Annotated in this window: 21 protein-coding genes, 1 tRNA gene and 1 pseudogene; 6 read left to right on the forward strand and 17 right to left on the reverse strand. The window is 73.9% G+C overall.

All coding sequences use genetic code 11. The features are described from left to right. Positions 1-23 precede the first annotated feature (23 nt). The gene (locus ACWHYA_RS01955; RefSeq protein WP_425939386.1) at positions 24-1,253 is read left to right on the forward strand and encodes an acetyl-CoA C-acetyltransferase; all 1,230 of its coding nucleotides are present in this window, start codon (positions 24-26) and stop codon (positions 1,251-1,253) included. Positions 1,254-1,353: 100 nt separating this feature from the next. After that, a complete protein-coding gene (locus tag ACWHYA_RS01960; RefSeq protein WP_425939384.1) occupies positions 1,354-2,334 on the forward strand; it encodes a DUF808 domain-containing protein in 981 nt (326 codons plus the stop codon). Positions 2,335-2,397: 63 nt separating this feature from the next. On the opposite strand, the gene ACWHYA_RS01965 is transcribed toward ACWHYA_RS01960, so the two are convergent. Both ACWHYA_RS01965 and ACWHYA_RS01970 read right to left on the reverse strand, forming a co-directional pair. Then, positions 2,398-2,703, reverse strand: a complete 306-nt coding sequence (locus ACWHYA_RS01965; RefSeq protein ID WP_425939383.1) for a hypothetical protein — start codon at positions 2,701-2,703, stop codon at positions 2,398-2,400. Positions 2,704-2,715: 12 nt separating this feature from the next. Next, a complete protein-coding gene (locus ACWHYA_RS01970; protein WP_425939381.1) occupies positions 2,716-3,597 on the reverse strand; it encodes a Bax inhibitor-1/YccA family protein in 882 nt (293 codons plus the stop codon). Positions 3,598-3,838: 241 nt separating this feature from the next. Here ACWHYA_RS01970 and ACWHYA_RS01975 point away from each other — a divergent pair, with 241 nt between their 5' ends. After that, complete coding sequence (locus tag ACWHYA_RS01975) at positions 3,839-6,376, forward strand: M14 family zinc carboxypeptidase (protein ID WP_425939379.1); 2,538 nt, start codon at positions 3,839-3,841, stop codon at positions 6,374-6,376. A 35-nt stretch (positions 6,377-6,411) separates the two neighbouring features. Beyond that, on the forward strand, positions 6,412-7,860 hold the full coding sequence (locus ACWHYA_RS01980) for a UTP--glucose-1-phosphate uridylyltransferase (protein WP_448095500.1): 1,449 nt from the start codon (positions 6,412-6,414) through the stop codon (positions 7,858-7,860). Between the two features lie 302 nt (positions 7,861-8,162). Here the strand turns inward: ACWHYA_RS01980 and ACWHYA_RS01985 are convergent. The 13 genes and pseudogenes from ACWHYA_RS01985 to mfd form a co-directional block, all read right to left on the reverse strand. Continuing rightward, positions 8,163-8,687: pseudogene (locus ACWHYA_RS01985) on the reverse strand (cytochrome c biogenesis CcdA family protein); the annotation flags it as partial. Further along, positions 8,687-9,544 carry a DsbA family protein gene (locus ACWHYA_RS01990; protein ID WP_425939376.1) on the reverse strand — a complete coding sequence of 286 codons (858 nt, stop codon included), beginning with the start codon at positions 9,542-9,544 and terminating at the stop codon, positions 8,687-8,689. The pseudogene ACWHYA_RS01985 and the gene ACWHYA_RS01990, both read right to left, overlap by 1 nt. Next, the gene (locus ACWHYA_RS01995) at positions 9,537-10,034 is read right to left on the reverse strand and encodes a hypothetical protein (RefSeq protein WP_425939374.1); all 498 of its coding nucleotides are present in this window, start codon (positions 10,032-10,034) and stop codon (positions 9,537-9,539) included. Before ACWHYA_RS01995 ends, ACWHYA_RS01990 begins: the two co-directional genes overlap by 8 nt. A gap of 1 nt (position 10,035) precedes the next feature. Then, the gene (locus tag ACWHYA_RS02000; protein WP_425939372.1) at positions 10,036-10,701 is read right to left on the reverse strand and encodes an ArsR/SmtB family transcription factor; all 666 of its coding nucleotides are present in this window, start codon (positions 10,699-10,701) and stop codon (positions 10,036-10,038) included. Positions 10,702-10,835: 134 nt separating this feature from the next. Further along, positions 10,836-10,912, reverse strand: a tRNA-Leu gene (locus tag ACWHYA_RS02005). A 4-nt stretch (positions 10,913-10,916) separates the two neighbouring features. Continuing rightward, on the reverse strand, positions 10,917-11,774 hold the full coding sequence (locus tag ACWHYA_RS02010; protein WP_425939370.1) for a uracil-DNA glycosylase: 858 nt from the start codon (positions 11,772-11,774) through the stop codon (positions 10,917-10,919). Between the two features lie 8 nt (positions 11,775-11,782). Continuing rightward, on the reverse strand, positions 11,783-12,736 hold the full coding sequence (locus ACWHYA_RS02015) for a Ppx/GppA phosphatase family protein (protein WP_425939368.1): 954 nt from the start codon (positions 12,734-12,736) through the stop codon (positions 11,783-11,785). Then, entirely contained in the window at positions 12,733-13,482 is a 750-nt protein-coding gene (locus ACWHYA_RS02020; RefSeq protein ID WP_425939366.1) for a DUF501 domain-containing protein, read from the reverse strand. Before ACWHYA_RS02020 ends, ACWHYA_RS02015 begins: the two co-directional genes overlap by 4 nt. Further along, a complete protein-coding gene (locus ACWHYA_RS02025; protein WP_425939364.1) occupies positions 13,479-14,030 on the reverse strand; it encodes an FtsB family cell division protein in 552 nt (183 codons plus the stop codon). The genes ACWHYA_RS02020 and ACWHYA_RS02025 overlap by 4 nt, the downstream gene beginning before the upstream one ends. Positions 14,031-14,234: 204 nt before the next feature. Beyond that, positions 14,235-15,521, reverse strand: coding sequence for a phosphopyruvate hydratase (gene eno, locus ACWHYA_RS02030; protein WP_425939362.1), 1,287 nt, complete (start codon positions 15,519-15,521; stop codon positions 14,235-14,237). 87 nt (positions 15,522-15,608) lie between these two features. Then, positions 15,609-16,646 (reverse strand): MazG family protein, encoded by a 1,038-nt coding sequence (locus ACWHYA_RS02035; protein WP_425939361.1) that lies wholly within the window; start codon positions 16,644-16,646, stop codon positions 15,609-15,611. Continuing rightward, positions 16,619-17,155, reverse strand: a complete 537-nt coding sequence (locus ACWHYA_RS02040) for a hypothetical protein (RefSeq protein ID WP_425939359.1) — start codon at positions 17,153-17,155, stop codon at positions 16,619-16,621. Before ACWHYA_RS02040 ends, ACWHYA_RS02035 begins: the two co-directional genes overlap by 28 nt. A 95-nt stretch (positions 17,156-17,250) precedes the next feature. Further along, positions 17,251-20,874, reverse strand: a complete 3,624-nt coding sequence (mfd, locus tag ACWHYA_RS02045) for a transcription-repair coupling factor (RefSeq protein WP_425939357.1) — start codon at positions 20,872-20,874, stop codon at positions 17,251-17,253. A 236-nt stretch (positions 20,875-21,110) separates the two neighbouring features. Between mfd and ACWHYA_RS02050 the strand changes: the two genes are divergently transcribed. Both ACWHYA_RS02050 and ACWHYA_RS02055 read left to right on the forward strand, forming a co-directional pair. Then, positions 21,111-23,177, forward strand: a complete 2,067-nt coding sequence (locus tag ACWHYA_RS02050) for a TPM domain-containing protein (protein WP_425940019.1) — start codon at positions 21,111-21,113, stop codon at positions 23,175-23,177. 179 nt (positions 23,178-23,356) lie between these two features. Further along, a complete protein-coding gene (locus tag ACWHYA_RS02055; RefSeq protein ID WP_425939355.1) occupies positions 23,357-24,076 on the forward strand; it encodes a PspA/IM30 family protein in 720 nt (239 codons plus the stop codon). 81 nt (positions 24,077-24,157) lie between these two features. On the opposite strand, the gene pth is transcribed toward ACWHYA_RS02055, so the two are convergent. Next, positions 24,158-24,754 carry an aminoacyl-tRNA hydrolase gene (pth, locus tag ACWHYA_RS02060; protein WP_425939353.1) on the reverse strand — a complete coding sequence of 199 codons (597 nt, stop codon included), beginning with the start codon at positions 24,752-24,754 and terminating at the stop codon, positions 24,158-24,160. A gap of 175 nt (positions 24,755-24,929) precedes the next feature. Further along, positions 24,930-25,616: a 50S ribosomal protein L25/general stress protein Ctc gene (locus ACWHYA_RS02065; protein ID WP_425939351.1), complete on the reverse strand. Its 687-nt coding sequence runs from the start codon at positions 25,614-25,616 to the stop codon at positions 24,930-24,932. Positions 25,617-25,787: the final 171 nt, after the last annotated feature.

Raw genomic sequence — 25,787 nt, forward strand, 5'->3', positions numbered from 1 at the left:
CGACCGCGTCAAGGAGGACTCCCATGTCGACGCCCCAGGCCGTCATCGTCGCCGCCGCCCGCACCCCGATCGGCCGCGCGTTCAAGGGCTCGCTCGCCGGCGTGCGCCCTGACGACCTGGCCGCGGGGGTGATCCGTGCGGCCCTGGACCAGGTGCCCGGCCTGGACCCCACCACCATCGACGACCTCTACCTCGGGTGCGCCGAGCCGTCGGCCGAGCACGGCTTCAACATGGCGCGCGTCGTCAGCGTGCTCCTGGGGCTCGACGGGCTGCCGGGCGCCACCGTCAACCGCTTCTGCGCCTCGTCGGTGCAGACCACCCGGCAGGCCTTCCACGCGATCCGGGCCGGGGAGGGCGACGTCTTCATCAGCGCCGGCGTCGAGGCGGTCTCGCGCTACCAGAACTTCGCCGGGGCCGGCGGCGGGGACACGAGCGTGAAGAACCCCCGCTTCGCCGAGGCGATGGCCCGCACCGAGGAGACGGCCCGCACCAACCAGACCTGGACCGACCCCCGCGAGGAGGGCCTGCTGCCCGACGTCTACATCTCGATGGGTCAGACGGCCGAGAACGTGGCCACCTCCCTGGGCATCTCCCGGCAGCGCCAGGACGAGTGGGGGGTGACGTCCCAGAACCGCGCCGAGGCGGCGATCGGGGCTGGCGTCTTCGAGCGCGAGATCGCCCCGGTCGCCCTCGCCGACGGGACCGTCGTGAGCACCGACGACGGCCCGCGGGCCGGGGTCACCCTGGAGAAGGTCTCCCAGCTCCAGCCGGTCTTCCGCGAGGACGGCACCGTCACCGCCGGCAACTGCTGCCCGCTCAACGACGGCGCCGCCGCCCTCGTCGTGATGAGCGACACCAGGGCCCGCGAGCTCGGTCTGACGCCGCTCGCCCGGGTCGTCTCCACCGGGGTCTCCGCCCTCTCCCCCGAGATCATGGGGCTGGGGCCCATCGAGGCGTCCCGGCAGGCCCTGGCCCGGGCCGGGATGACCATCGAGGACATGGACCTCTACGAGATCAACGAGGCCTTCGCCGTCCAGGTGCTGGGCTCCGCCGACGCCCTCGGCATGGACCACGACCGGCTCAACGTGCACGGCGGCGCGATCGCGCTCGGGCACCCGTTCGGCTCGACCGGGGCCCGCATCTCCGCCACGCTCATCAACGCGCTGCAGACCCACGACAAGCAGTTCGGGCTGGAGACGATGTGCGTCGGCGGTGGCCAGGGGATGGCGATCGTCCTCGAGCGTCTGAGCTGACTCGCCCGTCGGGGTGGCGCCCGCCCGTCGATGCGGCGCAGGTCCGCGACCGGGGGTAGCCTGACGCCCGATCCGTTCCCTTCCCCGGTGAGGTGCCCCCATGGCTGCTGGTCTGGCCGCCCTGCTCGACGACATCGCCGCGATCGCCCGGGTGGCCGCCGCATCCGTGGACGACATCAGCGCCGCCGCCGGACGGGCCAGCATGAAGGCGGCGGGCGTCGTGGTCGACGACGCAGCCGTGACCCCTCGCTACGTCACCGGCTTCGACCCGAGCCGCGAACTGCCGATCATCAAGAAGATCGGGTTCGGCTCCCTGCGCAACAAGCTGCTGTTCATCGTGCCCACGGCGCTGCTGCTGAGCCAGTTCGCCCCCTGGGTGCTCACCCCGCTCCTCATGCTCGGCGGGACCTACCTGTCCTACGAGGGCGCCCACAAGGTGCTCGAGTGGCTGGGGGTGGGCGGCCACCACGACGGAGCCAAGGACGAGCCGGTCGTGGAGCAGGGTCCCGAGGAGGAGAAGAAGATGGTCTCCGGGGCGATCCGCACCGACTTCATCCTCTCCTCCGAGATCATGGTCATCGCCCTCAACGAGGTGACCGACGAACCCTTCCTCAACCGGGCGCTCATCCTCGTCGTGGTCGCCATCGGCATCACCCTGCTCATCTACGGCGTGGTCGCGCTCATCGTCAAGATGGACGACGTCGGCCTGAACCTGGCACGGCGGGAGCAGGAGTGGGCCCAGCGGGTCGGCCGGTCGCTCGTCAAGGCCATGCCGGTGGTCCTCAAGACCCTCTCCATCGTGGGCGTGGTGGCGATGCTGTGGGTGGGTGGGCACATCCTGCTCGTCGGGACCGACGACCTGGGCTTCCACCCGCTCTACTCCTTCGTGCACGACATGGAGGAGGTCGTCGCCGGCTGGGTGCCCGGTGCCGCGGGCTTCGTCGCGTGGTTGACCAACACCTTCTTCTCGGCCATCCTCGGCCTGGTCGTGGGTGTCGTCGTCGTCTGGATCATCAAGATCCTGCCGTTCGGGTCCAAGGACGAGCACGCCTCGACCGACCACGCCGAGGCCCAGCACTGAGTCCTCGCGCCGCCCGCTCCAACCCGCGGGCGGCTACGGGCCGGGCGGTCCCCGGAGCGGCTGCTACGGCAGCGTGCGCCGCAGGGCGGTGAGCCGCCTGCCCAGGTCCTGCGGGGACAGGCCCGCCCCCTGCCAGTCGTGGACCATCACCCGCAGCTGGTCCATGAGCACCGCCGGGCCCAGGTCCGGCACGGTCGCCCGCGGCGTCCCGGTCGCGTCGGACACCCCGTCGGCGAGGTCCTGGACCAGCGCCGAGACCCCCGGGACAGCAGGAAGCGCGCGGCCCAGCGGCAGCTGCTGCCACCGCCGGACCACGCGCTCCAGCTCGGTCTGGACCTCGTCGTCGACATCGTCGACGTCGGCGTCCATCTCGGGGGTCGTTCAGTCGCGCTGCAGGATCGAGAAGAGCCGCAGGAACTCGATGTACAGCCACACCAGGCTGGCGACCAGGCCGTGGCCCAGCAGCCAGGAGTACTTCTCCGGGGCCCCGCCGCTCACGGCGCGGTCCACCGAGTCGAAGTCGACCGCCAGGCTGTAGGAGGCCATCCCCACCCCGAAGAGCGAGATGAGGATGCCGAGCGGGCCGCCGTAGACGCCCCAGCCGTCGCCGAAGCCCAGGAAGCCGGCGCCGATGTTCACGAGCAGGAAGACCAGGTAGCCCATCGCCATCATCCCGAAGACGCGGCGGGACTTGCTGGTGACCTTGATGAAGCCGGCCTTCCAGCCGACGAACATGCCGACGAAGGTCGCCAGCGTCGCGACGACGGCCGTGGTGACGACGCCGGGGTAGGCGTCGTTGAACGTCACGCTGACCGCCCCCAGGAACAGACCCTGCAGTCCGGCGTGGACGAGGATCAGCGGGACGTTGACCTTCTTGCTGAAGCCGATCGCGAAGGAGAGCGCGAGCGAGCCGAACATGCCGAGCAGCCACACCGGCATCGCGATCTCGGGCCGCGGGCCGATGTAGAACCACGTGCCGAGGGTGACCGTGAGCGTCAGGGCGAACAGCAGCATCGTCTTGACGACGACGTCGTCCAGCGTCAGCCGGCCGGTCTGCGCGGGGCCGGCGGGGGCCTGCCCGTACATGTCGCGCAGCTGCTGGTCGGTCAGCGTCTCGCTCGGCCCGGGCTGGTAGCCGGTCGGGCCGGGGATGGTGGGGGCGCCCTGAGAGGCGGAGTAGCCGCCCGGCTGCGACCCGAAACCGGCGTAGCCGCCCTGGGAAGCCTCCTTGTCGATGCGGTTGAAGACCGGGTTGACGGCCATGGAACCTCCGTTGTCGTGCGGCACGTCAGGAAAGTCCCCCGACGTGTCTCGTCCCAGTTTAGAACGTCGGCGGCGGCCCCCACCATTCCAGCGGCACGTGGCGGGCGGCCGCCGTCCACAGCACCTGTTCCTGACGCGGCGTCCGGCGTTAGGCTGGGAGTTCGGCCCGCTCCCGTGACGCGGCGCCGCGACGAGCCGCGAGCCCCCTCGCGGTCCCCGGACCACGACGGAGGAGGTCGGTATGCAGTTCCGCCGCCCGTCCGCTCCGCGCCCCCTGGCGGTCGTCCTGGCCGTCGCCGTCCTCACGGCCACCCCCGCCGCGCTCCCCGCCCTCCCGACCGGCCCCGCGGTCCCGGCCGCGGCGACGGGCCCGGCCGGGCTGCCCACGGTGGGGACCCACCCGCACGCGCCCGCGACGGCATACCCCCTGGGGTCCCTGCTCCCCGAACCGCCGGTGGACCCCGAGGACGCCTCCCTGCGCCTCGGCCTGACCGCCCACCACGACGTGGCCCGCGAGCTGAACGGCCTGATCGCCACGTCCGACCGGGTCTCGGCGCAGGTGGTCGGCTCCAGCGTCGGCGGTCGGGACCTGGTCCTGGTCACCCTCACCGCGTCGGAGAGCGCCGAGGAGGGGCGGGAGCAGGAACGGATGCGCGAGCGCATCCTGGAGGACCCCGTCCGGGCGGCCCGGGACCGCGAGCTGCTGGCCGACTACAAGGTGCCCGTGCTGGTCAACGCCAACATCCACGGGAACGAGTGGGAGGGCACGGACGCGGCCCTGCGGCTGGTGCGGGAGTGGGCCACGAGCGAGGACCCGGCCGTGCTGCGGACCCTGGAGACCACCCGCCTGCACCTCATGGTCTCGGCCAACCCCGACGGCCGCGTCACCAACGCCCGGCACAACGCCGCCGGCTTCGACCTCAACCGCGACCTGCTCACGGTCTCCCAGCCCGAGACCAGGGCACTGCGGGACGTGGTGGTCCAGACCCAGCCGGCGATGGTGCTGGACGTGCACGGCTACGTCAACGGCACCCTCGTCGAACCGACCACACCGCCCCACGGGGAGAACTACGAGTACGACCTCTTCCTGGAGCACGCGTGGCCCAACGCGCTCGGCATAGAGGAGGCGGTCCTGGAGCTGGGGCTCGACGAGGACGACGGGGTGCGACCGCCCCAGGTCCCGCTGCGCGACTGGGACGAGGGCTGGGACGACTGGCCGCCGATCTTCGTCCCGCAGTACGCCGCGCTCCACGGAGCGGTCGCCCACACGGTCGAGGTGCCGCTGAGGGTCAACAACGCCAGCTACGACCTGCCCGAGACCGAGCTGCGCAGGCGCGCCTCGATCAACGTCGAGGTCGCGCACGCGGCGATGACCGCGACGCTGGACTACGTGCGCGAGCACCGTGAGGAGCTGCTCGCGGACCAGGTGGAGATCTTCCGACGGGGCCTGGCCGGCGAGGAGCAGCGGCCCGTCGCCGAGGGCCTGCACGGCGTCGTCGGCCCCGAGGACGTGTCCCTGACCGACTACCCGCGCGCCTACGTCGTCCCGGCGGGGGACGGGCAGCGGTCGGCGCCTGCGGCCGCCCGGCTCGTGCGCCACCTGGTCGAGCACGGCGTGCAGGTGCAGCGGGCGGAGTCGCCGGTCACGGTCGACGGCACGACCCATCCGGAAGGCAGCTGGGTGGTCGACCTGCACCAGCCGCGACGGGGGGTCGCGCACGCGCTGCTCGGCCCGGGCTCGGACCTCTCGGACCGGGTCGAGGCGATGTACGACATCTCCGGCTGGAGCCTGGGACTGCTCTGGGGCGCCGACGTCTCGACCGTGCCGTCCGGGTCGGGGCAGGTCGACCGGTGGGACCTCTCCGACGACCCGGTCGTCCCGGTCGACCCGGGGGTGGAGGTCACCCCCTCGGGCACCGGTTGGGTGCTTGCGCTCGCCGACCCGGCCGACGTGCGGGCCCTGGGCGACCTGCTCGCCCTCGGTGTCGGGGTCACCGTCCTGCGGGACGGCCGGGTGCACGTCCCCGTCTCGGCCGGCTGGGCGGTGGACCAGGTCGCCGACGACCACGGCGTCGCCCTCGACCCGGCCTCCCCGGCGCAGGTGCGGGAGGCCGAGCAGGACGCCGGGGCCCGGGTGACGACCCCGCCCGTCGTGGGGGTGGCGGCCACGGCCGAGGAGCTCTGGGCCCTGACGGACATGGGGCTGACCGTGCGGCCCGTCGACACGGCCGCCCTGAACGAGGGCCTGGACCTGTCGGACCTGGACACCCTGTACGTCTCGACCGGGCTGGCGGTGGACCAGCTCGACCCAGAGGCCCGCGACGAGGTCCGCGCCTTCCTCGCCGACGGGGGCGGGCTCGTGGCCCGGGGAACGGCCGCGGCCCACCTCGACGACGCCCTCGACCTGCTCGACGTGCAGGTCCGGACGGGTCCGGGGGACGCGAACGGCGTCGTGGCCGTGGTGGACGAGGATGGCCCCGTGGCCGGCGGGTCCCCCGAGCACACCTTCGTCTACGGTCCCCGGTGGTTCACCGACCTGGGCGACGGCGTGCAGGTGGAGCAGCGGTACGCGGCCGACCCGCTCGTCGCCGGCCACTGGCGGTCGGGCGGCGCAGCGGGCGGACCGGAGGACGCGGCCGGGCAGGCCGTGGTGGTGCGGGGTCGCACCGACGCCGGTGCCCGGGTGGTGCTGATGGGGACCGACCCGCTGTTCCGCGCACATCCGCAGGGTCAGCACGCCGTGGTGGCCCGTGCCCTCCTGTGGACGACGGGTTCCTGAGGCCGGCGCGACCCCTCTCTGCCACCATGAGGCTCGTGAACCCGAGCACACCACGAGCCCTGGACGCCGCCGTCACCGCGATGCAGGAGGCCGGCGTCGCCGACGTCGCCGTCGCCGTCTTCCGCCGCGCCTGGACCGACCTGGCCGAGGGACGGACCGGCACCGTCCCGGAGGAGGACATCGACCCGGTCAGCGAGCTCGACCGGCTGGCCGACCTGCAGGCCGACGCCGACCCCCGGGCGCTCGGGCTCACCGCGGTCGTCAAGCTCAACGGGGGGCTCGGCACCTCGATGGGCATGGACCGCGCCAAGTCCCTCGTGCCGGTCCGCGAGGGGCACACCTTCCTGGAGCTGTCGATCGAGCAGGTCCGCCAGGCACGCCGGCGCTCGCAGGCCCGTCTGCCGCTCGTGCTGATGAACTCCTTCCGCACCCGGGCGGACAGCCTCGAGGTCCTGCGCCGCCACCCGGACCTGGCCGTCGAGGGCATCGACCCCGACTTCCTGCAGAGCCAGGAGCCCAAGCTGCTCGTGGAGGACCTCTCCCCCGTGTCCTGGCCCGCCGACCCCGGGCTGGAGTGGTGCCCTCCCGGCCACGGCGACCTGTACCCCGCCCTGCTGTCGTCCGGGATGCTCGACCAGCTGCGGTCGGCGGGCCTGCGCTACGCGATGGTCAGCAACTCCGACAACGTCGGAGCCGCTCCCTCGGCCGCCGTCGCCGACTGGTTCGCGCGCAGCGGCGCCCCGCTGGCCATGGAGGTGTGCCGTCGCACGGCCGCCGACCGCAAGGGCGGCCACCTCGCGGTGCGGCGTGCGGACGGCCGGCTCATCCTGCGGGAGAAGGCCCAGACGGCCCCGGAGGACGCGGGGAGCTTCGGGGACGTCGACCTTCACCGCTTCTTCAACACCAACACGCTGTGGCTCGACCTGGACCAGCTCGACGAGGTGCTCGGGCGCACGGGCGGGGTCCTCGGTCTGCCGATCATCCGCAACGAGAAGCACGTGGATCCCACGGACACCGGCTCGCCGCGGGTCGTCCAGATCGAGACCGCGATGGGGTCGGCGATCGAGGTCTTCGACGGTGCCACCGCGATCGAGGTGCCACGCAGCCGTTTCCGTCCGGTGAAGACCACCGACGACCTGCTGCTGCTGCGTTCGGACGCCTTCGAGCTCACGGAGCAGGCCGAGCTGCGCCCGACGGTGGACCCGCTACCCCTGGTGACGCTGGGCGAGCACTACACCACCCTCGCGTCGTTCGAGTCGCGCTTCCCGCACGGGGCGCCCTCCCTGCGGGGGGCCTCCTCGCTCACGGTCGAGGGGGACTGGACCTTCGGCCGGGACGTCCGGGTCGTTGAGGACGCCGTGCTGCCGCCGACACCGGGTGCCCGCCCGGTGCCCGACGGCGCCACCGTCGGTCCGGACGGCGTCGACGCGGGGGTGGACCCGTCCATTGCGGGGTCCGCGGCGGCCGGCGCGGCGTCGGACTGACGCAGCCGACGGATCAGCCAGAGGGCGGCCACGACCGCTGCGAGGCCCGTGTAGACCCAGGCCGGGACCGCCGCGAGCGCGCCGGTGATGCGCTCCTGGAGGGTGAACTCCAGCTCGATGGTGTCCCCCATGCCGAGCACCCCGGTGATCCCGGCGGTGCCGTCGAAGCGCAGGAAGAGCAGCCCGATGACGACGAGCAGCAGGCCGGAGACCAGGGTGGTCGAGTGCACCGTCAGCGGGCCCACGGTGAGCATCCGGCCGCGCAGCCACCGCCGCCCACCGAGGTCGAACCGGTCCCAGGCCAGGGCCAGCAGGAAGAGGGGCAGCGCCATCCCGAAGGCGTAGGCGGCGAGCAGCACGCCGCCGGCGACGGGCGTCTCCCGGGTCGCGGCCATCGTGAGGATCGCCCCCAGCACCGGGCCGGAGCAGAACCCGGCCAGTCCGTAGACCGCGCCGAGCAGCACCGTCGAGAACAGGCCCGCCCCGGGGCTGGTCCGTCGGGCCGCGAGGTTCTGCAGGCGTCCCGCGAAGGGGATGCTCAGCCCGCGGCCCAGGATCATCAGGACCCCCATCGCCACCACGAGCCAGCCGGCCGTGGTCACCAGCAGCTCGCGGTGGCCGTAGAAGAGGCGGGACGCCGCGGCGGCCCCCACCCCCAGCGGCACCAGCGTGACGAGCAGGCCGAGGTAGAAGGCGGTCGTGCGCACGAGCTGGGCGGCCGGCGAGGCGAAGGCGTAGGCGAAGAAGGACGGCAGCAGCAGGGCGCTGCACGGGGAGAGCAGGCTGAGCACCCCCGCGACGACAGCCGCGAGCAGCCCGACTTCCATCACCGCCCGGCCTCCGCCTCCGCGAGGGCCTCCTCGACGACCTGGACGAAGACGTCGGTCGGCTGGGCCCCCATGACGGGACGGCCGTTGATGAGGAAGGCCGGGGTCCCGGTCACGCCGATGGACTGACCCTCCTGGAAGTCGCGGTCGACCGCGGCGGCCACCTCCTCCGACTCCAGGTCGGCGAGGAACTGCTGCCGGTCCAGCCCGACGCCCTCGGCCACGTCGGCCAGGAAGTCGGGGGTGACCCGGCCGCTGTTGGGCGGCTGCTGGTTCTCGAACATGGCCTCCTCGAACGCCCAGAAGGCGTCCTGCGCGGCGGCCGCCCGCCCGGCGAGCGCAGCCGTGCGGGACTCCTCGCCCAGGTAGGGGAAGTCGCGCCACTCGATCCTCAGGGAGCCGTCCTCGACGAACTCCTCGACGAGCACCGGTTCGGTCTCGCGGGCGAAGCGGCCGCAGAACGGGCACTGGAACTCCGAGTAGGCGATCATCACGACCGGGGCGTCGACCTCGCCCAGTGCCGTCGGGTCGCCCTCCTCCCTGCGGGCGAGCCCGTCCAGGGCCGAGACGATCTCCTCCTCGGAGGCGTCCGCGGCGGGCATGTCGACGGCACCGGCCTGGTCGTCGGGGCCCGCCCCGGCCGTCGGCTCGGACCCGCTGCCCTCCCGGTCCCCGCCACCGTCCTGTCCACCGAGGAGCAGGAAGGCGGTCACCCCCAGGAGGGCGACCAGGACCAGCACGGGCACCAGCAGCCGCCGCACGCGGGAGGGTGGCGCCGGTCGAGACGACGTGGGTCCTGACGTCGTGGGACGGCGCGAGGTGGTGGTCGGGCCGGAGGTGGTGGTGCGCTCAGGCACGAAGGGTCCTCTCCGAGGTGGTGGGAACGGCGCAGGCGAGCTCTCCGCGCAGACGCTGCACGAGGGCCAGGGCCAGCAGTGCCACGGCGAGCACCTGCAGGACGGGCTGGACGGGCTGGAACCAGGTCATCGCCCCGGCGTAGCCGAGGGCCAGCAGGACGAGCTTGTTGCACACCGGACAGCCGACGGCGAAGAAGGTGAGCAGGCCGCCGGCCAGGCCGCGGCGCCGGGAGCGCTCGGCCTCCGGCGCGTCGGGGGCGACCGGGGACCGGACGTAGGTGGCGGTGAGCAGGCCGGCCAGGACGGAGGAGACGACCAGCGACGGCCAGGCCCACCAGGTGACCGGGACGTCTCGGCCGAAGACCGGGTTGGGGACGAGGTCGGTCGGGACGCCGATGAAGACGGCGGTGGCCACAGCCGTGGCCACCGCCACGGACCAGCGGCGGGCGCTCCACCCGCGCAGGGTGCCGAGGGCGGTGAGCGTCCCCACCTCAGACTCCCGCCTCGACAGGCAGCCCGGCCTGCCGCCACTCCAGCATCCCGCCCTCGAGCCGCCGGGCCGACCGGCCGGAGGCCCGCACGAGCCGGACCGCGTCGGAGGCCATGACGCACCAGGCGCCACGGCAGTAGGCCACGATCTCCCGGTCCGGTCCCACGTCCGCCAGGATGGCCTCGACCTGGTCGAACGGGACCGATCGGGCTCCCTCGATGTGACCGGCGCGGAACTCCTCCGCCGGCCGCACGTCGAGCAGGACCACCTGGTCGGCCGCGAGCCGCCGCAGCAGCTCGTCCCGGTCCACCTCGTCGACGTCACCCTGCACGTCGTCGCCCAGGTAGGCGGACAGGGCCCGGTCGACGTCGGCCGAGTGTTCCTGGGCCACCGCCCGCAGCGAGGCGTAGAGGTCGAGCACGTCGTCGCCGGCCAGGCTGTAGTGGACGCGGGGCCCGTCGCGACGGGTGCGCACGAGGCTGGAGAGCTTGAGCACCTGGAGGTGCGCCGAGGCGGTGCTCATCCCCAGGCCGGCCTCCCGGGCCAGGGCCTCCACGGTGCGCTCCCCCTGCGAGAGCAGGTCGACCAGCTCGAGCCGCTTGGCGTTGCCGAACGCCTTGCCCACGACGGCCAGGCGGTCGAACAGGTCGTGCTTCTTCTCATCCATCTCATCCTCCAAAGATCTTTGGAAGACCGTACCAACGAGCCTCCGGTCTGCCCAATCTGGGAGGACGGTGGGAGAGGGCCTCGGCGGTGCGTCGAGGCCTGGGCGGCCTGGGCGGTGGTGTGGGCGGGCGGTGGTGGTACCCCCGACGGGACTCGAACCCGCACTGTGCCCATTTTAAGTGGGCTGCCTCTGCCGGTTGGGCTACGGGGGCGCCGTCAGGATAGCCCCGCCGCGTGGCGGACCCGGGTCAGGACCGCGTCCAGCATCTCCTCCGTCAGCGTTCCGGTGAAGGTGTTCTGCTGGCTGACGTGGTAGCTCCCGAACAGGCGGACCTCCCGTCCCTGCGGCGTGTGCAGCAGCGCCTCGGCCCCGTGCCCGAACCGCGGCCGGGGGCGCGGCACCTGCCACCCCGTGTCGCGGGCCGACCGCAGGAAGGCGTCCCAGCCGATGGCTCCCAGCGCCATCACGGCGCGCACGGTCGGCCCGGCCAGCTGCAGCTCGCGCTCGAGCCAGGCCGCGCAGGTCGCCCTCTCCTGCGGGGTCGGGGCGTTCCCCGGCGGAGCGCAGTGCACCGCCGCCACCATCCGCAGGTCGGTGAGCCGCAGCCCGTCCCCGGCGTGCAGGCTGGAGGGCTGCGAGGCGAACCCCGCGCGGTGCAGGGCGGCGAAGATCCAGTCCCCGGAGCGGTCCCCGGTGAACATCCGGCCGGTCCGGTTGGCCCCGTGGGCCGCCGGTGCCAGCCCCACGACGAGCACCGGGGCACCGGCGGGGCCGAGACCCGGGGCGGGACGTCCCCAGTAGGGCTGGTCGGCGAACGAGGCCCGGCGGCCGGTGGTGGCCACCTCCTCGCGCCAGTCCACCAGCCGGGGGCAGGCACGGCAGACCGAGACCCGGGCGTCCAGCTCGGCCACGTCGCGCGCGCCCGCGGCAGCCCGGCGGACGCCGGCCACCGTGCGGGCGGACCGGGTCGCCGACGTGGACGGGTCCTCGGGCCAGCCCGTGCCCGGCGGGACGGGCGAGTCGAACGGCTGCCCGGTGACGGGGTGCGGGCGGGGGCCGGAGCGCGGGGCCACGGGGCGGCTCAGGCCTGGGACAGCGCGATGCCGTCGAGGATGTCGGTCTCGGAGGCTCGCACGGTGGCCAGGCCGGCGTCGTGCGCGACCCGCTGCACCACGGTCCTCCAGACGAGCGCCCCCGCACCGATGACGTCGACGCGGCCCTCGTGCATGTACGGCAGGGCCCGTCGACGCTCCCGCGACATCAGGAGCAGGTCCGTGCAGGCGTCGACGACCTTCTCCACCGGCAGCTCGGCCCCGTGGATCCGGTCGTGCTGGTAGCCGGGCAGGTCCAGGGCGTGGGCGGTCACGGTCGTCACCGAGCCCGCCAGCCCGACCAGCGTGGCGACCCCTTCGAGCTCGACGTCCTGCGCCGCGTCCTGGACGGCCCGGACGATGTCGGACAGGGCCGCCCAGACCTGGTCCTCCGTCGGCGGGTCGTCGTGCAGGTGCCGCTCGGTCATCCGCACGCAGCCGACGTCCACCGAGCGGGCGGCCTCGACGGTGGTCGTGCCCCGGACCAGCTCGGTCGAGCCCCCTCCGACGTCGACGACGAGGTAGGGCCCCTCCACCCCCCGGGTGCGCAGGTCCCCGGTCGCCCCGGCGAAGGAGAGGGCCGCCTCCTCCTGCCCGCTGACCACCTCCGGCACCACCCGCAGGTCGCCGAACGCCTCCCGGACGCCGTCGACGAACTCGGTCGCGTTCTCGGCGTCCCGGGAGGCGGACGTGGCCACGAAGCGCACGCTCTCGCACCCGGCGTCCCGGCAGAGGGCGGCATACCCCTCGGCCGCCGCCAGGGTGCGCCCCATGGCCCCTGCGGAGATCCGCCCGGTCGCGTCCAGGCCCTCCCCGAGGCGCACGACCTGCAGCTGGCGGGTGATCTCGTGCAACCCGGACGTCCCGTCGTCCCGGTCGTGCAGGTCCGCCACCAGGAGCCTGATCGAGTTGGTGCCGCAGTCGACGGCACCGACCCGTCTCACCGCAGGTCCTCCTCGGCCGGCAGGTGCGGGACCGACGGCTCGGTCCCGTCCGCCCCGTCCGCCTCCTCCGGCCGGTCCCTGCGGGCCTCGTCCGACCGAGGCGCTCGCCGGCCACCGTGCCCGTCGGCGTGCTCACCCTCGTGCTCGCCGTCGGCGTGGTCGAGCGGGTGGTGACGCCGGCACGTGTCCTCCACCCCGGCCCGCTTCTCGTCGCTCTCCTCATCGCCGGTCAGGGCGCCGCAGCAGCCGTCGAGCCACCACTCGGGCAGAGCCTCGATGGCCTCGTCCCCGAAGGGGTTGACCCCCGGGCCGGCGGCCAGCGCGTGCGCCACCAGGACGTGCAGGCACTTGACCCGGTTGGGCATGCCGCCGGCGCTGATCCCGGCGATCTCCGGGACGTCGGCCAGGTCCTCGCGACGGCGCAGGTAGTCGTCGTGCGCCTGGGCGTAGGCCCAGCGCAGCGACTCGTCCTCCTGCAGACGCTGCGACATCTCCCGCATGAGGCCGCTGCTCTCCAGCGTGGAGATCGCGCCCGTCAGGCAGGGGCAGGTGGCGTAGAAGCTGGTGGGGAAGGGCGTGCCGTCGGGCAGGCGCGGCTCGGTGCGGATGACCGTGGGACAGCCGCAGGGGCACCGGTGGGCGATCGAGACCACCCCTCGGGGCGGACGTCCGAGCTGACGCTCGATGACGCGCAGGTCCTCCTCCGTGGGGGTCTCGTCGACGGTCGTACGGTCGGGGTTGCTCATGGCTCCTTGGTCTCCGGAAGGCCCTCGTTGGCGGTCCGCACCGACTCCCACACCTGGCCGTACCAGGGGCTGTCGGCGAGGACCTCGTCGCTGACCGGTGCCATGCCGGGCAGGGCCTCGGTGTAGTCGGTGCCGGTGTCGTCGACGACGGTGAAGGCGGTCTCGCCCTCCTTGACGAAGCGCAGCCGCTGACGGGCCTGCTGCTCCACGTGGTCCTCGTCCTCCCAGAGGGCCAGCTCCTGCTCGAGGGCGGCGATCTCCTGCCGCTCGGCGTCCAGCTGCTGCTGCGCAGCGGTGATCTCGGCCCGCTGCCGCAGGTATCCGGACAGGACGGGGGCGACGACGAGACCCATCAGCACGACCAGCACGACGAGGGTCAGCAGGCGACGGACGTGGGCGGGGGCGTGGCGGTAGGAGGTCGCCGCCGAGGTCCCGGCCCCGGCGACGGCCCGTGCCCCCGGGCGGTGGCCGGGGCGCCGCGGCGCCGGGGCCCGCCCGGGGCGGGGGGCCGGTGAGCGCCGGTCCCGCGGACCGCGCGCGCTGCTCATGGCGGAGGTTCTCCTCGTCGTGGTGGTTCGTCGTCGTCCAGCGTATGCCGTGCACGTCCCGATCGGGGGCAGGCCGGGCGTCCGGTGCGCCCCGGGCGCGCCGAGGGGCCCCGACCCCCGGCGGCCCGACGCCGGGACGACGTCGGGCCTGCCTGGTCGGGCCCCTGGCGGCCCCGACGACGACGTGGCGGGGGCCGGTGCTGGTCAGCCCTGGGGCCGGAACCGGGGGAAGGCGCCCGCGCCGGCGTAGATGGCGGCCTCGTCGAGCTCCTCCTCGATGCGCAGCAGCTGGTTGTACTTGGCGACCCGCTCGGACCGGGCCGGCGCGCCCGTCTTGATCTGTCCGCAGTTGGTGGCCACGGCCAGGTCGGCGATCGTCACGTCCTCGGTCTCACCGGAACGGTGGCTCATCATGCACCGGAAGCCGTTGGCGTGCGCCAGCGCGACCGCGTCGAGCGTCTCGGTGAGCGAACCGATCTGGTTGACCTTGACCAGGAGGGCGTTGGCGGCCTTCTCGTCGATCCCGCGCTGCAGCCGGGTGGGGTTGGTCACGAACAGGTCGTCACCCACGAGCTGGACCCGGTCGCCGAGCCGCTCGGTGATCTGCTGCCAGCCCTCCCAGTCGTCCTCGTCCAGCGGGTCCTCGATGGAGACCAGCGGGTAGGCGTCGACGAGCTCGGCGTAGTACTCGGTCATCTCCGCCGCCGTCCTGCTCGACCCCTCGAAGGCGTAGGACCCTGCGTCGTGGAACTCCGAGGCGGCCACGTCGAGGGCCAGGGCGATGTCGGAACCGATCTCGTAGCCGGCCTTCCCGACGGCCTCGACGATGAGGTCCAGGGCCGCGCGGTTGGACTCCAGGTTCGGCGCGAAGCCACCCTCGTCACCCAGCCCGGTCGCCAGCCCGCGCTCCTTCAGGACCGCCTTGAGCGCGTGGTACACCTCGGCGCCCCAGCGCAGCGCCTCCCGGAAGGACCCCGCCCCGATCGGGGCGATCATGAACTCCTGGATGTCCACGTTGGAGTCCGCGTGCGAGCCGCCGTTGAGGATGTTCATCATCGGCACCGGCAGCACGTGCGCGTTGGGGCCGCCGACGTAGCGGAACAGCGGCAGCCCGGCGGAGTCGGCCGCGGCCTTGGCCACGGCGAGGGAGACGCCCAGGATGGCGTTGGCACCGATCTCGCCCTTGTTGTCCGTGCCGTCGGCGGCCATCATCTCCGCGTCGACGAGACGCTGCTCGGAGGCGTCGAAGCCCAGCAGCCGCGGCTCCAGGTCGTCCATGACGGCCTGCACCGCACCCTCGACGCCCTTGCCCAGGTAGCGGCTGTCGTCACCGTCCCGGCGCTCGACGGCCTCGAAGGCCCCGGTCGAGGCGCCGGAGGGAACGGCGGCGCGGGCGACCGTCCCGTCGTCCAGGCCGACCTCGACCTCGACGGTCGGGTTGCCGCGGGAGTCGAGGATCTCGCGGGCGATGATGGCGTCGATGACGGCCATGGAGCTCTCCTTGCTTCGTCGAACCAGCGGTCGTGGGGGCCACCGCCGACGTGGTCGGGCGGCCGGGCGGTGGTCCCGCCTGAGAGCCTATCCCCGGTCGGGCCGGGCGGGCGTCTCGGCTCCCAGGTCGGTGAGGGTGCGACGCAGCGCGGCGGCCGCGTCGACGTCGACGTCGTGCAGGCCCAGCACGACGTCCAGGAGCAGGGCCCCCGGGTCACGCTGCTCCAGCCGGGCGGCGGTCCAGGCGCGCAGCCAGGGGGCCTGCCCCGCCCGCCGCAGGCGGGAGGCGACCTTGGCCGCCCGGGCAAGCTCCGGCATACCCGTGGGGATCCCGTCCAGCACGTGCTCGCGCTCCCCCTTCTCCCGCGCCTTGAGCTGCTCCCACCGGGACTCGACCTGCTCGGCGTCGAGCACCTCCTCGGCACCGGGGGCGAAGACGTGCGGGTGGCGGTGCACCAGCTTCTCCACCAGCCCCGCGGCCACGTCGTCGACGTCGAACGGCTCCTGCGCGTGCTCGGCCGCGACGCGGGCGTGGAAGAGCACCTGCAGCAGGACGTCGCCGAGCTCCTCCTGCGCGTGCCCCCGGTCGGCCCCCTCCTCGTCCAGCCGGTCCAGGGCCTCGACGGCCTCGAAGGTCTCCTCCACGAGGTATGGCGTGAGGCTCGCGTGGGTCTGGCGGGCGTCCCACGGGCACCCGCCCGGGGAGCGCAGCCGGTCCATCACGGCCACCGCGTCGAGCAGGCGCGACCCCGGGACGTCCCAGGAGCCGACGAGCAGCTCCAGGGCGGGGGGGTCGTCCTCGGGCAGGCTCACCGCGAGCGCCTCCGGCAGGCCGGGGTCACCGTCGGCGGAGCCGATCCACAGCACGGACCCGTGCTCGTCGACGAGGTCGAGGAGCCGCCGGGCGAGCTCCGCGGGGGTGCCGGTGGCCCCGGGGGCGGGGCCGACGGGCACGACGTCGATGCCGGAGGCGGCGACCGCGGCCGGGTGCGGGTCCGCGGGATCGGCCGCCACCACGCGGGAGGCCGCGCGCAGGGCGCCCCAGGCGTCCGCCGAGAGCAGCCCCGGGGCGACCCGGGGGCTGGCCAGCAGCAGGGTCAGCCGGCGGTGTCGAACCGGATCCACTCGGGCACCTCGGGCACGACGCCGCCGTTGTCCACGTCCCACGCGCCGTAGCGGGGGTTGACCTCGACGTCGACGGCCGCCAGGTCCTCCTGGGTGACCTCCTGGGCCCGCTGGACGACCTCGGCCATCTCGGGGTCCTGCATGATCGCCGGGTCACCCAGGCGCAGCTGGTACTGCCGCGAGGTGGCGGCGGCCAGGGTCGCGGGGCCGGGGTCCGCGACCCCGCTGGCCGAGAGGACCTCGCGCACCTGGTTCTCGGACACGACGGCCGGCGACCCGGCGAAGACCTCCTCCAGGAGGGGCAGCAGCGCCAGGTCGGCGACGACCTGCTGGGGCCCGCTCGGCTGGCTGGCCGCCTCGTTGAGCTGGGCGGTGGCCTCCTGCAGCTCGGCCACGCTGAACTCCTGGCCGTTGACGCTGACCCCCGGGTCGGAACCGACGCCGGAGCAGCCGGTCAGGGCGAGGGCAGCGGTCAGGGCCAGGGCGGGGAGGACACGCGAACGCTTCACGCGCGCCATCATCGCACGACCCCGACGCCGGGACGCAGGCCCCGCGGCCCTCCCCGAGGGGGCGCCACGGCGGGGGCCGACCCGTGGCCGTGCGCTCAGCCGCCCTGGCGCGCCGCGGCGGCGACGTCGTCCAGGAGGACCGCCCGGATCAGCTGGCTGGCCCACTCCAGGACCTCCCGGTCGCGCAGTGGCTTGCCGCCGACCCTGGCCGTCGTCGGTGCGGGGACGAGGATCTGGCGCAGCGCCGGCTTGATGATCGTCCCGGGGTAGAGGCGGTTGAGCCGCAGCTGCTGGCTCTCGCGCAGGGACTCGACCGGTGCCAGGCGGACCATCTTGCCCTGGACACCGACGTCGCTGACCCCCGCGGCCCGGGCGACGGTGCGCAGCCGGGCGACCTCCAGCAGGGTCTGCACCGGGGCGGGCGGTTCGCCGTAGCGGTCGAGGAGCTCGGCCCGGATCTCCGCGAGCTCGGTCTCGTCCTTGACCTGGGCCAGCTTGCGGTAGGCCTCCAGCCGCAGGCGCTCCCCCGGCACGTAGTCGTGCGGGAGGTGGGCGTCCACGGGCAGCTCGATCTTGACCTCGGCCGGGGACTCGTCGGCCTCCCCCTTGAAGGAGGCCACGGCCTCCCCGACCATCCGCACGTACAGGTCGAAGCCCACCCCCTCGATGTGGCCGGACTGCTCACCGCCGAGCAGGTTGCCCGCGCCGCGGATCTCCAGGTCCTTCATCGCCACGGCGATGCCCGAACCCAGGTCGGTGTTGGCCGCGATCGTCTGCAGCCGGTCGACGGCCGTCTCGGTGAGGGGCTTCTCCGGGGGGTAGAGGAAGTAGGCGTACGCGCGTTCGCGACCCCGTCCGACCCGTCCCCGCAGCTGGTGCAGCTGGGACAGGCCGAGCAGGTCGGCCCGCTCCACGATGAGGGTGTTCGCGTTGGAGATGTCCAGCCCCGTCTCCACGATCGTGGTGCAGACGAGCACGTCGAAGCGGCGCTCCCAGAAGTCGACGACGACCTTCTCCAGCTTGTGCTCGCCCATCTGGCCGTGGGCCGTCTCGATCCGCGCCTCGGGCACCAGGTCGCGCAGCCGGGCCGCGGCCTTCTCGATGGAGCCGACCTTGTTGTGGATGTAGAAGACCTGGCCCTCGCGCAGCAGCTCGCGCCGCACCGCCGCGCCGATCTGCTTCTCGTCGTAGCCGCCGACGAAGGTGAGCACCGGGTGGCGCTCCTCGGGCGGGGTGGCCAGCGTCGACATCTCGCGGATGCCGGTGACGGCCATCTCCAGGGTGCGCGGGATCGGCGTGGCCGACATGGCCAGCACGTCGACGTCGGTGCGCAGCGCCTTGAGCTGCTCCTTGTGCTCGACGCCGAAGCGCTGCTCCTCGTCGACCACGACCAGACCCAGGTCCTTGAACCGCACGGAGGAACCGAGCAGCCGGTGGGTGCCGATGACCAGGTCCACCGACCCCTCGGCCACCCCGGCGATGGTCTCCTTGGCATCCTTGTCCGACTGGAAGCGGGACAGGGCCCGGACGGTCACCGGGAACTGCGCGTACCGCTCGGCGAAGGTCTCGTAGTGCTGCTGGACCAGCAGCGTGGTGGGTACCAGCACCGCCACCTGCTTGCCGTCCTGGATCGCCTTGAACGCCGCGCGCACCGCGATCTCGGTCTTGCCGTAGCCCACGTCCCCGCAGATGAGCCGGTCCATCGGCACCGACTTCTCCATGTCGGCCTTGACCTCCTCGATCGAGGAGAGCTGGTCGGGGGTCTCGGTGAAGGCGAAGGCGTCCTCCAGCTCGCGCTGCCACGGGGTGTCCGGGGCGAAGGCGTGGCCGACGGTGGCCTGCCGGGCCGAGTAGAGGCGGATCAGCTCCGAGGCGATCTGGCGGACGTGCTTGCGGGCGCGGGCCTTGGTCTTCTGCCAGTCCGACCCGCCGAGCCGGTTGAGCGACGGGGCCTCCCCCCCGACGTACTTCGTCAGCTGGTCCAGCTGGTCGGTCGGCAGGAACAGACGGTCCGGCTGGCCGTGCCCGCGGGGCTTGGAGGAGGCGTACTCCAGCACGACGTACTCGCGGGTGGCCCCCTGGACCGTCCGCTGAGCCATCTCCACGAAGCGCCCCACACCGTGCTGCTCGTGCACCACGAAGTCCCCGGTGCGCAGGGCCAGCGGGTCGACCTGCTGTCGCCGCTTCGAGGGCATCCGGCGCATGTCCCGCGTGGACCCCCCGGTCGAGGCCTGACCCGTGAGGTCGGCCTCCCCGACCACGACGGCACCGCTGTCCGGGAGGGCGAAGCCGCGGCCGACCCAGCCGCAGGTGACGGTGACCACGTCCGGCACCACGGCGTCCTCGTGGTCGCGGGGCAGCTCCAGCACCAGCCGGTGGGGGACGTCCTGCTCCCCGAGCACCTCGGCGACGCGGCGCGCCATGCCGGCACCGTCGAGGCTCAGCAGGACGCGCCGGCCCTGCTCGAGCCAGGAGCGCAGGTCCCGGCCGACCGCCTCCCGGTCGCCCCGGTAGGCCTCCACGGGCGTGCTGGGGACCACGAGCGTGCGCACGTCCTCGTCCTCGGTGCCGGCCAGCTCGGCCAGCTCGGCGTCGGCGACGAACGCGGTCAGCGACCACCAGGGGTGACCGGTGGACAGGGTGTGGCCCCGCATGTCGGCGAGCGACCACGAGGAGGCCGTGCCGAGCGCCTGCTGCAGGTCGATCGGCGCCGCGCCGTCGGCGGTGGCCGCCGCGGCCCAGCTGGCCTGCAGGAACTCCTCGCTCGTGGCCACGAGGTCGTGGGCACGCGTGCGCACCCGTTCGGGGCCGAGCACCACGACGCGGGCCCCGGTGGGCAGCACGTCGACGAGGGTCTCCATCCCGTCGACCAGGACGGGGGCGAGGGACTCCATGCCCTCCGCGGCGATCCCCTCGGCCACCTTGGCGAGCAGGTCCGCGGCCCCGGGCAGGCTGCCCACCAGCGAGGCCGCCCGCTCGCGGACCGCGTCGGTGATGAGCACCTCCCGGCACGGGGGGGCGTAGAGGCCGTGTTGGGCGATCTCCAGGGAGCGCTGGTCGGCCACCTTGAACCAGCGGACCTCCTCGACGGTGTCGCCCCAGAACTCCACGCGGACGGGGTGCTCCTCGGTGGGGGGGAAGACGTCCAGGATGCCGCCGCGGACGGCGAACTCGCCGCGCCGCTCGACCATGTCGGTGCGGGTGTAGGCGGCGCCGGCGAGCGCCTCGACCACCTCGGCGAGCGGCCGCTCCTGCCCGGCCTGCAGGCGCACGGGCGTCAGCTCCCCCAGGCCCCTGACGATCGGTTGCAGGAGCGCCCGGACGGAGGCGACGACGACCCGGACCGGACCGGCCTGGGGGTCGACGGGGTCGGGGTGGGCCAGCCGCCGCAGGGTGGCCAGCCGGCGCCCCACGGTGTCCGACCGGGGGCTGAGCCGTTCGTGGGGCAGCGTCTCCCAGCTCGGGAACCCGACCACCGAGGTGGTCCCGTCCGGCAGGAGCTCACCGAGGGCGGTGACCAGGTCGTCGGCCTCGCGCCCGGTGGCCGTCACCGCCAGGACCGGCGTCTCGTCCGTGCGGGCCAGCGCCGCCACCAGCGCGGGGTGGGCGCCGGCCGCCAGGGACACGTCGACGGCCGGGACGCCCTCACGGGCGGCCTGCAGGACCGGGCCGGTCGCCGGGTCGGCGCACAGCAGGTCGACGACGGGTGAGAGGTGCATGGTGGGTCCTTCGCCGGGTGCGCGCGGTGGTGCCGGGAGGACGACCCGGCGGTCGTCCAGTCTAGGCGTCCTTGGCAGACCGGCCTGCTCCGTCCCGGGCGACCGGCCGTGAGGTCGTCGGGAGGACCGCCCGGTGTGCCCGGTGGCCCGTCGGCGCCGCGTGCCATGCTGGGGCCGGACCCCGGGGCGTCTGCGGTGGACGCCGGGAACGGGGGTCAGGGAGGATCTTCGACGTGATGACCCGTCTCGTGCCCACCTCGTGGGGCACCCGTTGGTATGCCGTGCTCGCGGCCCTCGTCCTCGTCCTGGGGGTGCTGGGAGCCGCACCAGCACGTGCCGAGGACCCGGTGAACCTGCCCGGTCCCGTGCACGACCCGGCGGACGCGCTCTCGCCGGCGCAGGAGGAGGCGGCGGCCGAGGAGGTCGCCGCGCTGCGCGAGGACACGGGCCTGCAGCTGTTCGTCGTCTTCGTCGACCGGTTCACCGACGGCGGACAGGAGGTGGACGGTCCCACGTGGGCCGAGCTGACCTCGGCGGAGTCCGGGATGGGCACCGGCGACCTCGTCCTGGCCGTCGCCGTCGACCAGCGGCAGTACGCCGTGGGCGACGTGGGGGCGACGCTGCCGCCGGAGACCGTGCAGGCCGTGCAGCTGCAGGACATCGAGCCGCGGCTCGCCCAGGACGACTGGGCCGGGGCCGTGAGCGCAGCGGTCGACGGCTTCTCCCGGGAGTCCACGGGCGGCTCGGACGGAGGTGGCGGTGTGGTCGTGCCCGACGACGAGCCGGTCCACCAGCCCACGTCCGGAGGCCTGGGCAGCGGTGTCGGCACGTTGTTCTTCGCCGCGCCCGTGCTGCTCGTGGCCGGCGCCGGCGTGGTCTCGCGGATGGGCCGGCGCAAGCGCCGCCCGGCGCAGGGCGTGCCCGTCCCGCCCACGGCCCAGGGCGTGTCCCTCTCCGACCTGCAGCGCCAGGCCGCCGAGGCCCTCGTCTCCACGGACAACGCCGTGCGCTCGGCCGAGGAGGAGCTGGCCTTCGCCGAGGCGCAGTTCGGCGCCCAGCGCACCCAGCAGTTCCGCGACGTCCTCGACCAGGCCCGCGCCTCGGCGAAGGAGGCGTTCTCCCTGCGGCAGCAGCTGGACGACGACCAGAAGGAGCCCGAGGACGTCGAGCGCAGCATGCTGGCCCGGATCATCGACCTGACCGGGACGGCCCGGCGGACGCTGGACGAGCACACCCAGGAGTTCGCCACCCTCCGCTCGCTGCAGGACCGCGCCCCGCAGTTCCTGGAGGAGCTGGCCGGACGGCTGCAGGAGACCCGCGGGCGCCTCCCGGTCGCCGACCAGGAGATCCGGGGCCTGGCCGCACGCCACCCCGCCCGGGCCCTGTCCACCGTGCAGGAGCACCGCCAGCAGGCCGGTCGGCTGCTCGAGTCCGCGGACGGCTTCATCGGCTCGGGGCGCCAGTCGCTGGACCGGGACGACCGGGCCTCCGCCGTCGCGGCGGCCCGGGCCGCCGAGGAGTCCATCGGTCAGGCGTCGGTGCTCCTGGACCAGGTCTCCCGGGCCGACGCGGAGCTGGCCAGCTCGGGCGAGGAGCTCTCCCGCCGGATCGCCTCCATCACCGCCGACCTGCAGGACGTCGCCCGTCTGGCTCCGCGCGACCCCATGGTCGCCCAGGCCGCCCAGCGCGCCAGGTCCGCCGTGGAGAAGGGCCAGGAGGCCCGCACGTCCGGTGACCCGCTGCGTGCCCTGGCCGAGCTGGACGCCGCCGAGAACGACCTGGACACCCTCCTTGCCCCGCTGCGGGACGCCGAGGCCCACACCAGCCGGATGCGGGAGAACTTCACCCAACGGGTCGCCCGCGTCGGCGCCCGGCTGCGCAGCATCGACGAGACCATCTCCACCCGGCGCGGGGCCGTCAACAGCGGCGCACGCACCCGCATCTCGGAGGCCCTGCGGGTCTTCGACGAGGCCCAGCGGGTCGCCGGGAACGACCCGGCCACCGCCATGGGGCTGCTCACCCGGGCCGAGCAGCTGGGCGAGCAGGCCCTCACCGAGGCCCGCAACGACCTCGACAGCTGGGGCGGCTCGGGCGGCGTCGGGGGCCCGGGCACGCGCCGGGGCGGGATCGACCCGTTGTCCGTCATCCTCGGCGGCATCCTGCTCGGCGGGGGCGGCGGCCACCGGCACAGCGGCGGCTGGGGCGGCGGCGGCTTCTCCGGCGGGGGCGGCGGCTTCGGCGGCGGCAGCTTCGGCGGGGGCGGGTTCGGCGGAGGAGGCACCTTCAGCGGCGGCCGCTTCTGATCCTCCCTGACCTGCCCCCGCCCCCCGGGCCGCGGCGGACGCGCCCACCGCCGCCGCCACGACGAGGACCGACGCCCACCGACCAGCACACCACGACCGCACCGATCCACACAGATGACCAGCACAGCACGACCAGTCACCACGACCGCCTGCACGGCGGAGAGGAAAGGAAGTCGAGCATGACGCAGAAGCAGACCATCCTGGGACGGATCAGCCAGATGGCCCGGGCCAACATCAACTCCCTCCTGGACCGGGCCGAGGACCCGGAGAAGATGCTGGACCAGCTCATCCGCGACTACACCAACAGCATCGCCGAGGCCGAGGAGGCGGTCGCCCAGACCATCGCCAACGTCCGGATGGCCGAGTCCGACCTGCAGACCGACCGTGAGGCGGCCGCCGAGTGGGGCCGCAAGGCGGCCGCGGCCGCGGCCAAGGCCGAGCAGATGCGCTCGTCGGGAGACCCCGACGGGGCGTTCAAGTTCGACAACCTGGCACGGGTCGCCCTCGGCCGGCAGATCCAGCACGAGAACGACGTCAAGAGCGCCGAGCCGACCATCGCCCAGCAGAACTCCACCGTCGAGCAGCTCAAGGAGGGCCTGCGGACGATGAAGACCAAGCTGGAGGACCTCAAGGGACGGCGCAGCACGCTCGTCGCGCGGGCCCGCAGCGTGGAGGCGCAGGGCAAGGTGCAGGACGCGATGTCCTCCATCGACGTGCTGGACCCCTCCAGCGACCTCGCCCGCTGGGAGGACAGCATCCGCCGCGAGGAGGCGCTGGTCCAGGGACGGGCCGAGGCGCAGTCCACCCGGCTGGAGGACCAGTTCGCCGAGCTGGAGGACCACGGTGCCGACGCCGAGATCGAGGCTCGGCTGCAGGCGTTGAAGAACCAGCAGGGCTGAGACCGGCCACCAGGACCCGAGGGACCCCGCAGGCCGTCGGCCCGCGGGGTCCCTCACCGTTCTGGGGCGGGGCTCGACGCCTCAGCGGGCGTGGTGGCGCTGCTGGGCCGCCTCCAGCCCCAGGTGGACCAGGTCGTGCACCGCGTCCTCCCCGTCCCCCACGAGCAGCTGGACCTCCTCGCGGTCGCGGGCCGGGAAGTCGGACAGGACGTAGTCGGCCGGGTCCTGGCGCCCGGGCGGGCGGCCGATGCCCAGGCGCACCCGCAGGTAGTCCCTGCTGCCCAGGGAGCCGCTCACCGAGCGCAGCCCGTTGTGCCCACCCTCGCCGCCACCGCGCTTGAGCCGGACCACCCCGAAGTCGAGGTCCAGCTCGTCGTGGACCACGACGACCTGCTCGAGGGGGACCTTGTAGAAGGTGCGCAGGCCCGCCACCGGCCCGCCCGAGAGGTTCATGTAGGTGGTGGGCCGGGCGAGCACCACCCGGGGGCCGGGCAGCCCACCGGGAAGGGTGCCGAGCCGGACCTCGGCGACGCCCGCGCCCGGCACCTTGTGGGCCCGCAGCGACCCGCCCGCCTGCTCAGCGAGCCGGTCCACCACCAGGGCACCGACGTTGTGGCGGTTCGCGGCATACCTCGGGCCGGGGTTGCCCAGGCCGACGACCAACCAGGGTGCGTCCATCGGGGCATCGTTCCTCTCGTGCGTGACGGTGCGGGGCGGCGCGGGGGCCGGACGACGGGGCGGGGACGGGCCGGGCGGACCGGCCGCGACCCTGGGGCGCGGCCCCGACAGCGCCATGGCCACGCCCCGCGGTCGGCGGGCGCGTGGCCATGGTCGCGGTGCTGGACCGCCCGGGTCAGTCCTGGGTGGCCGAGTCCTCGGCGTCCGCCGAGCCCTCGGCCGGGGCCTCGGCACCGTCGGCGGCGGCCTCGTCCTCGGGCTCGTCCTGCTCGATGCCGGCCTCGGACTCCGCCTCGGCCAGCTCGGCCTCCAGGGCCTCCTCGGACATGGCCTGCGAGATGTTGACCACCAGCGCCTCGGGGTCGGACACCAGGGTGACGCCCTCGGGCAGCTCGACCTCGCCGGCGTGGATCTGGGTGCCGGCCTCCAGGCCCTCCACCGAGACGACGAACCACTCGGGGATGTGGGTCGCCTCGGTCTCGACGGTGAGCTCGCCGTGGTCGGTGGTGACGATCGTCTCGGGGGCGGCCTGGCCCTCGACGTGCACGGTCACGTCGACGGTGACCTTCTCGCCCTTGCGGACGATGACGAGGTCGACGTGCTCGATGAAGCGCTTGACCGGGTCGCGCTGCACGTCCTTGGCCAGGGCCAGCTGGGTCTGGCCCTCGATGTCGAGGCTGAGCACGGCGTTGCTGTACTTGAGCGCCATCATCGTGTCGTGGCCCGGCAGCGTCAGGTGGACCGGGTCGGTGCCGTGCCCGTAGAGGACGGCGGGCACCTTGTCGGCCCGACGGATGCGGCGCGCCGCGCCCTTGCCGAACTCGGAGCGCTTCTCGGCGGTGATGCGGATCTGGTCAGCCATGCGTCGGAACTTCTTCCATGAGGGGGACGGTCTGGGTCGGCCTCGACGCGGGACACGGCACGGGCATCGCGGAGGCGCCGGCACCGGGCACGGACGGCCGGTGCGACACGCTTCGTCGAATCACGGCCACCGCAGACCGTGCGGTGTCCCTCGCCGAGGCAACTCGTAGAA

The organism is Ornithinimicrobium carbonis, assembly GCF_977012275.1.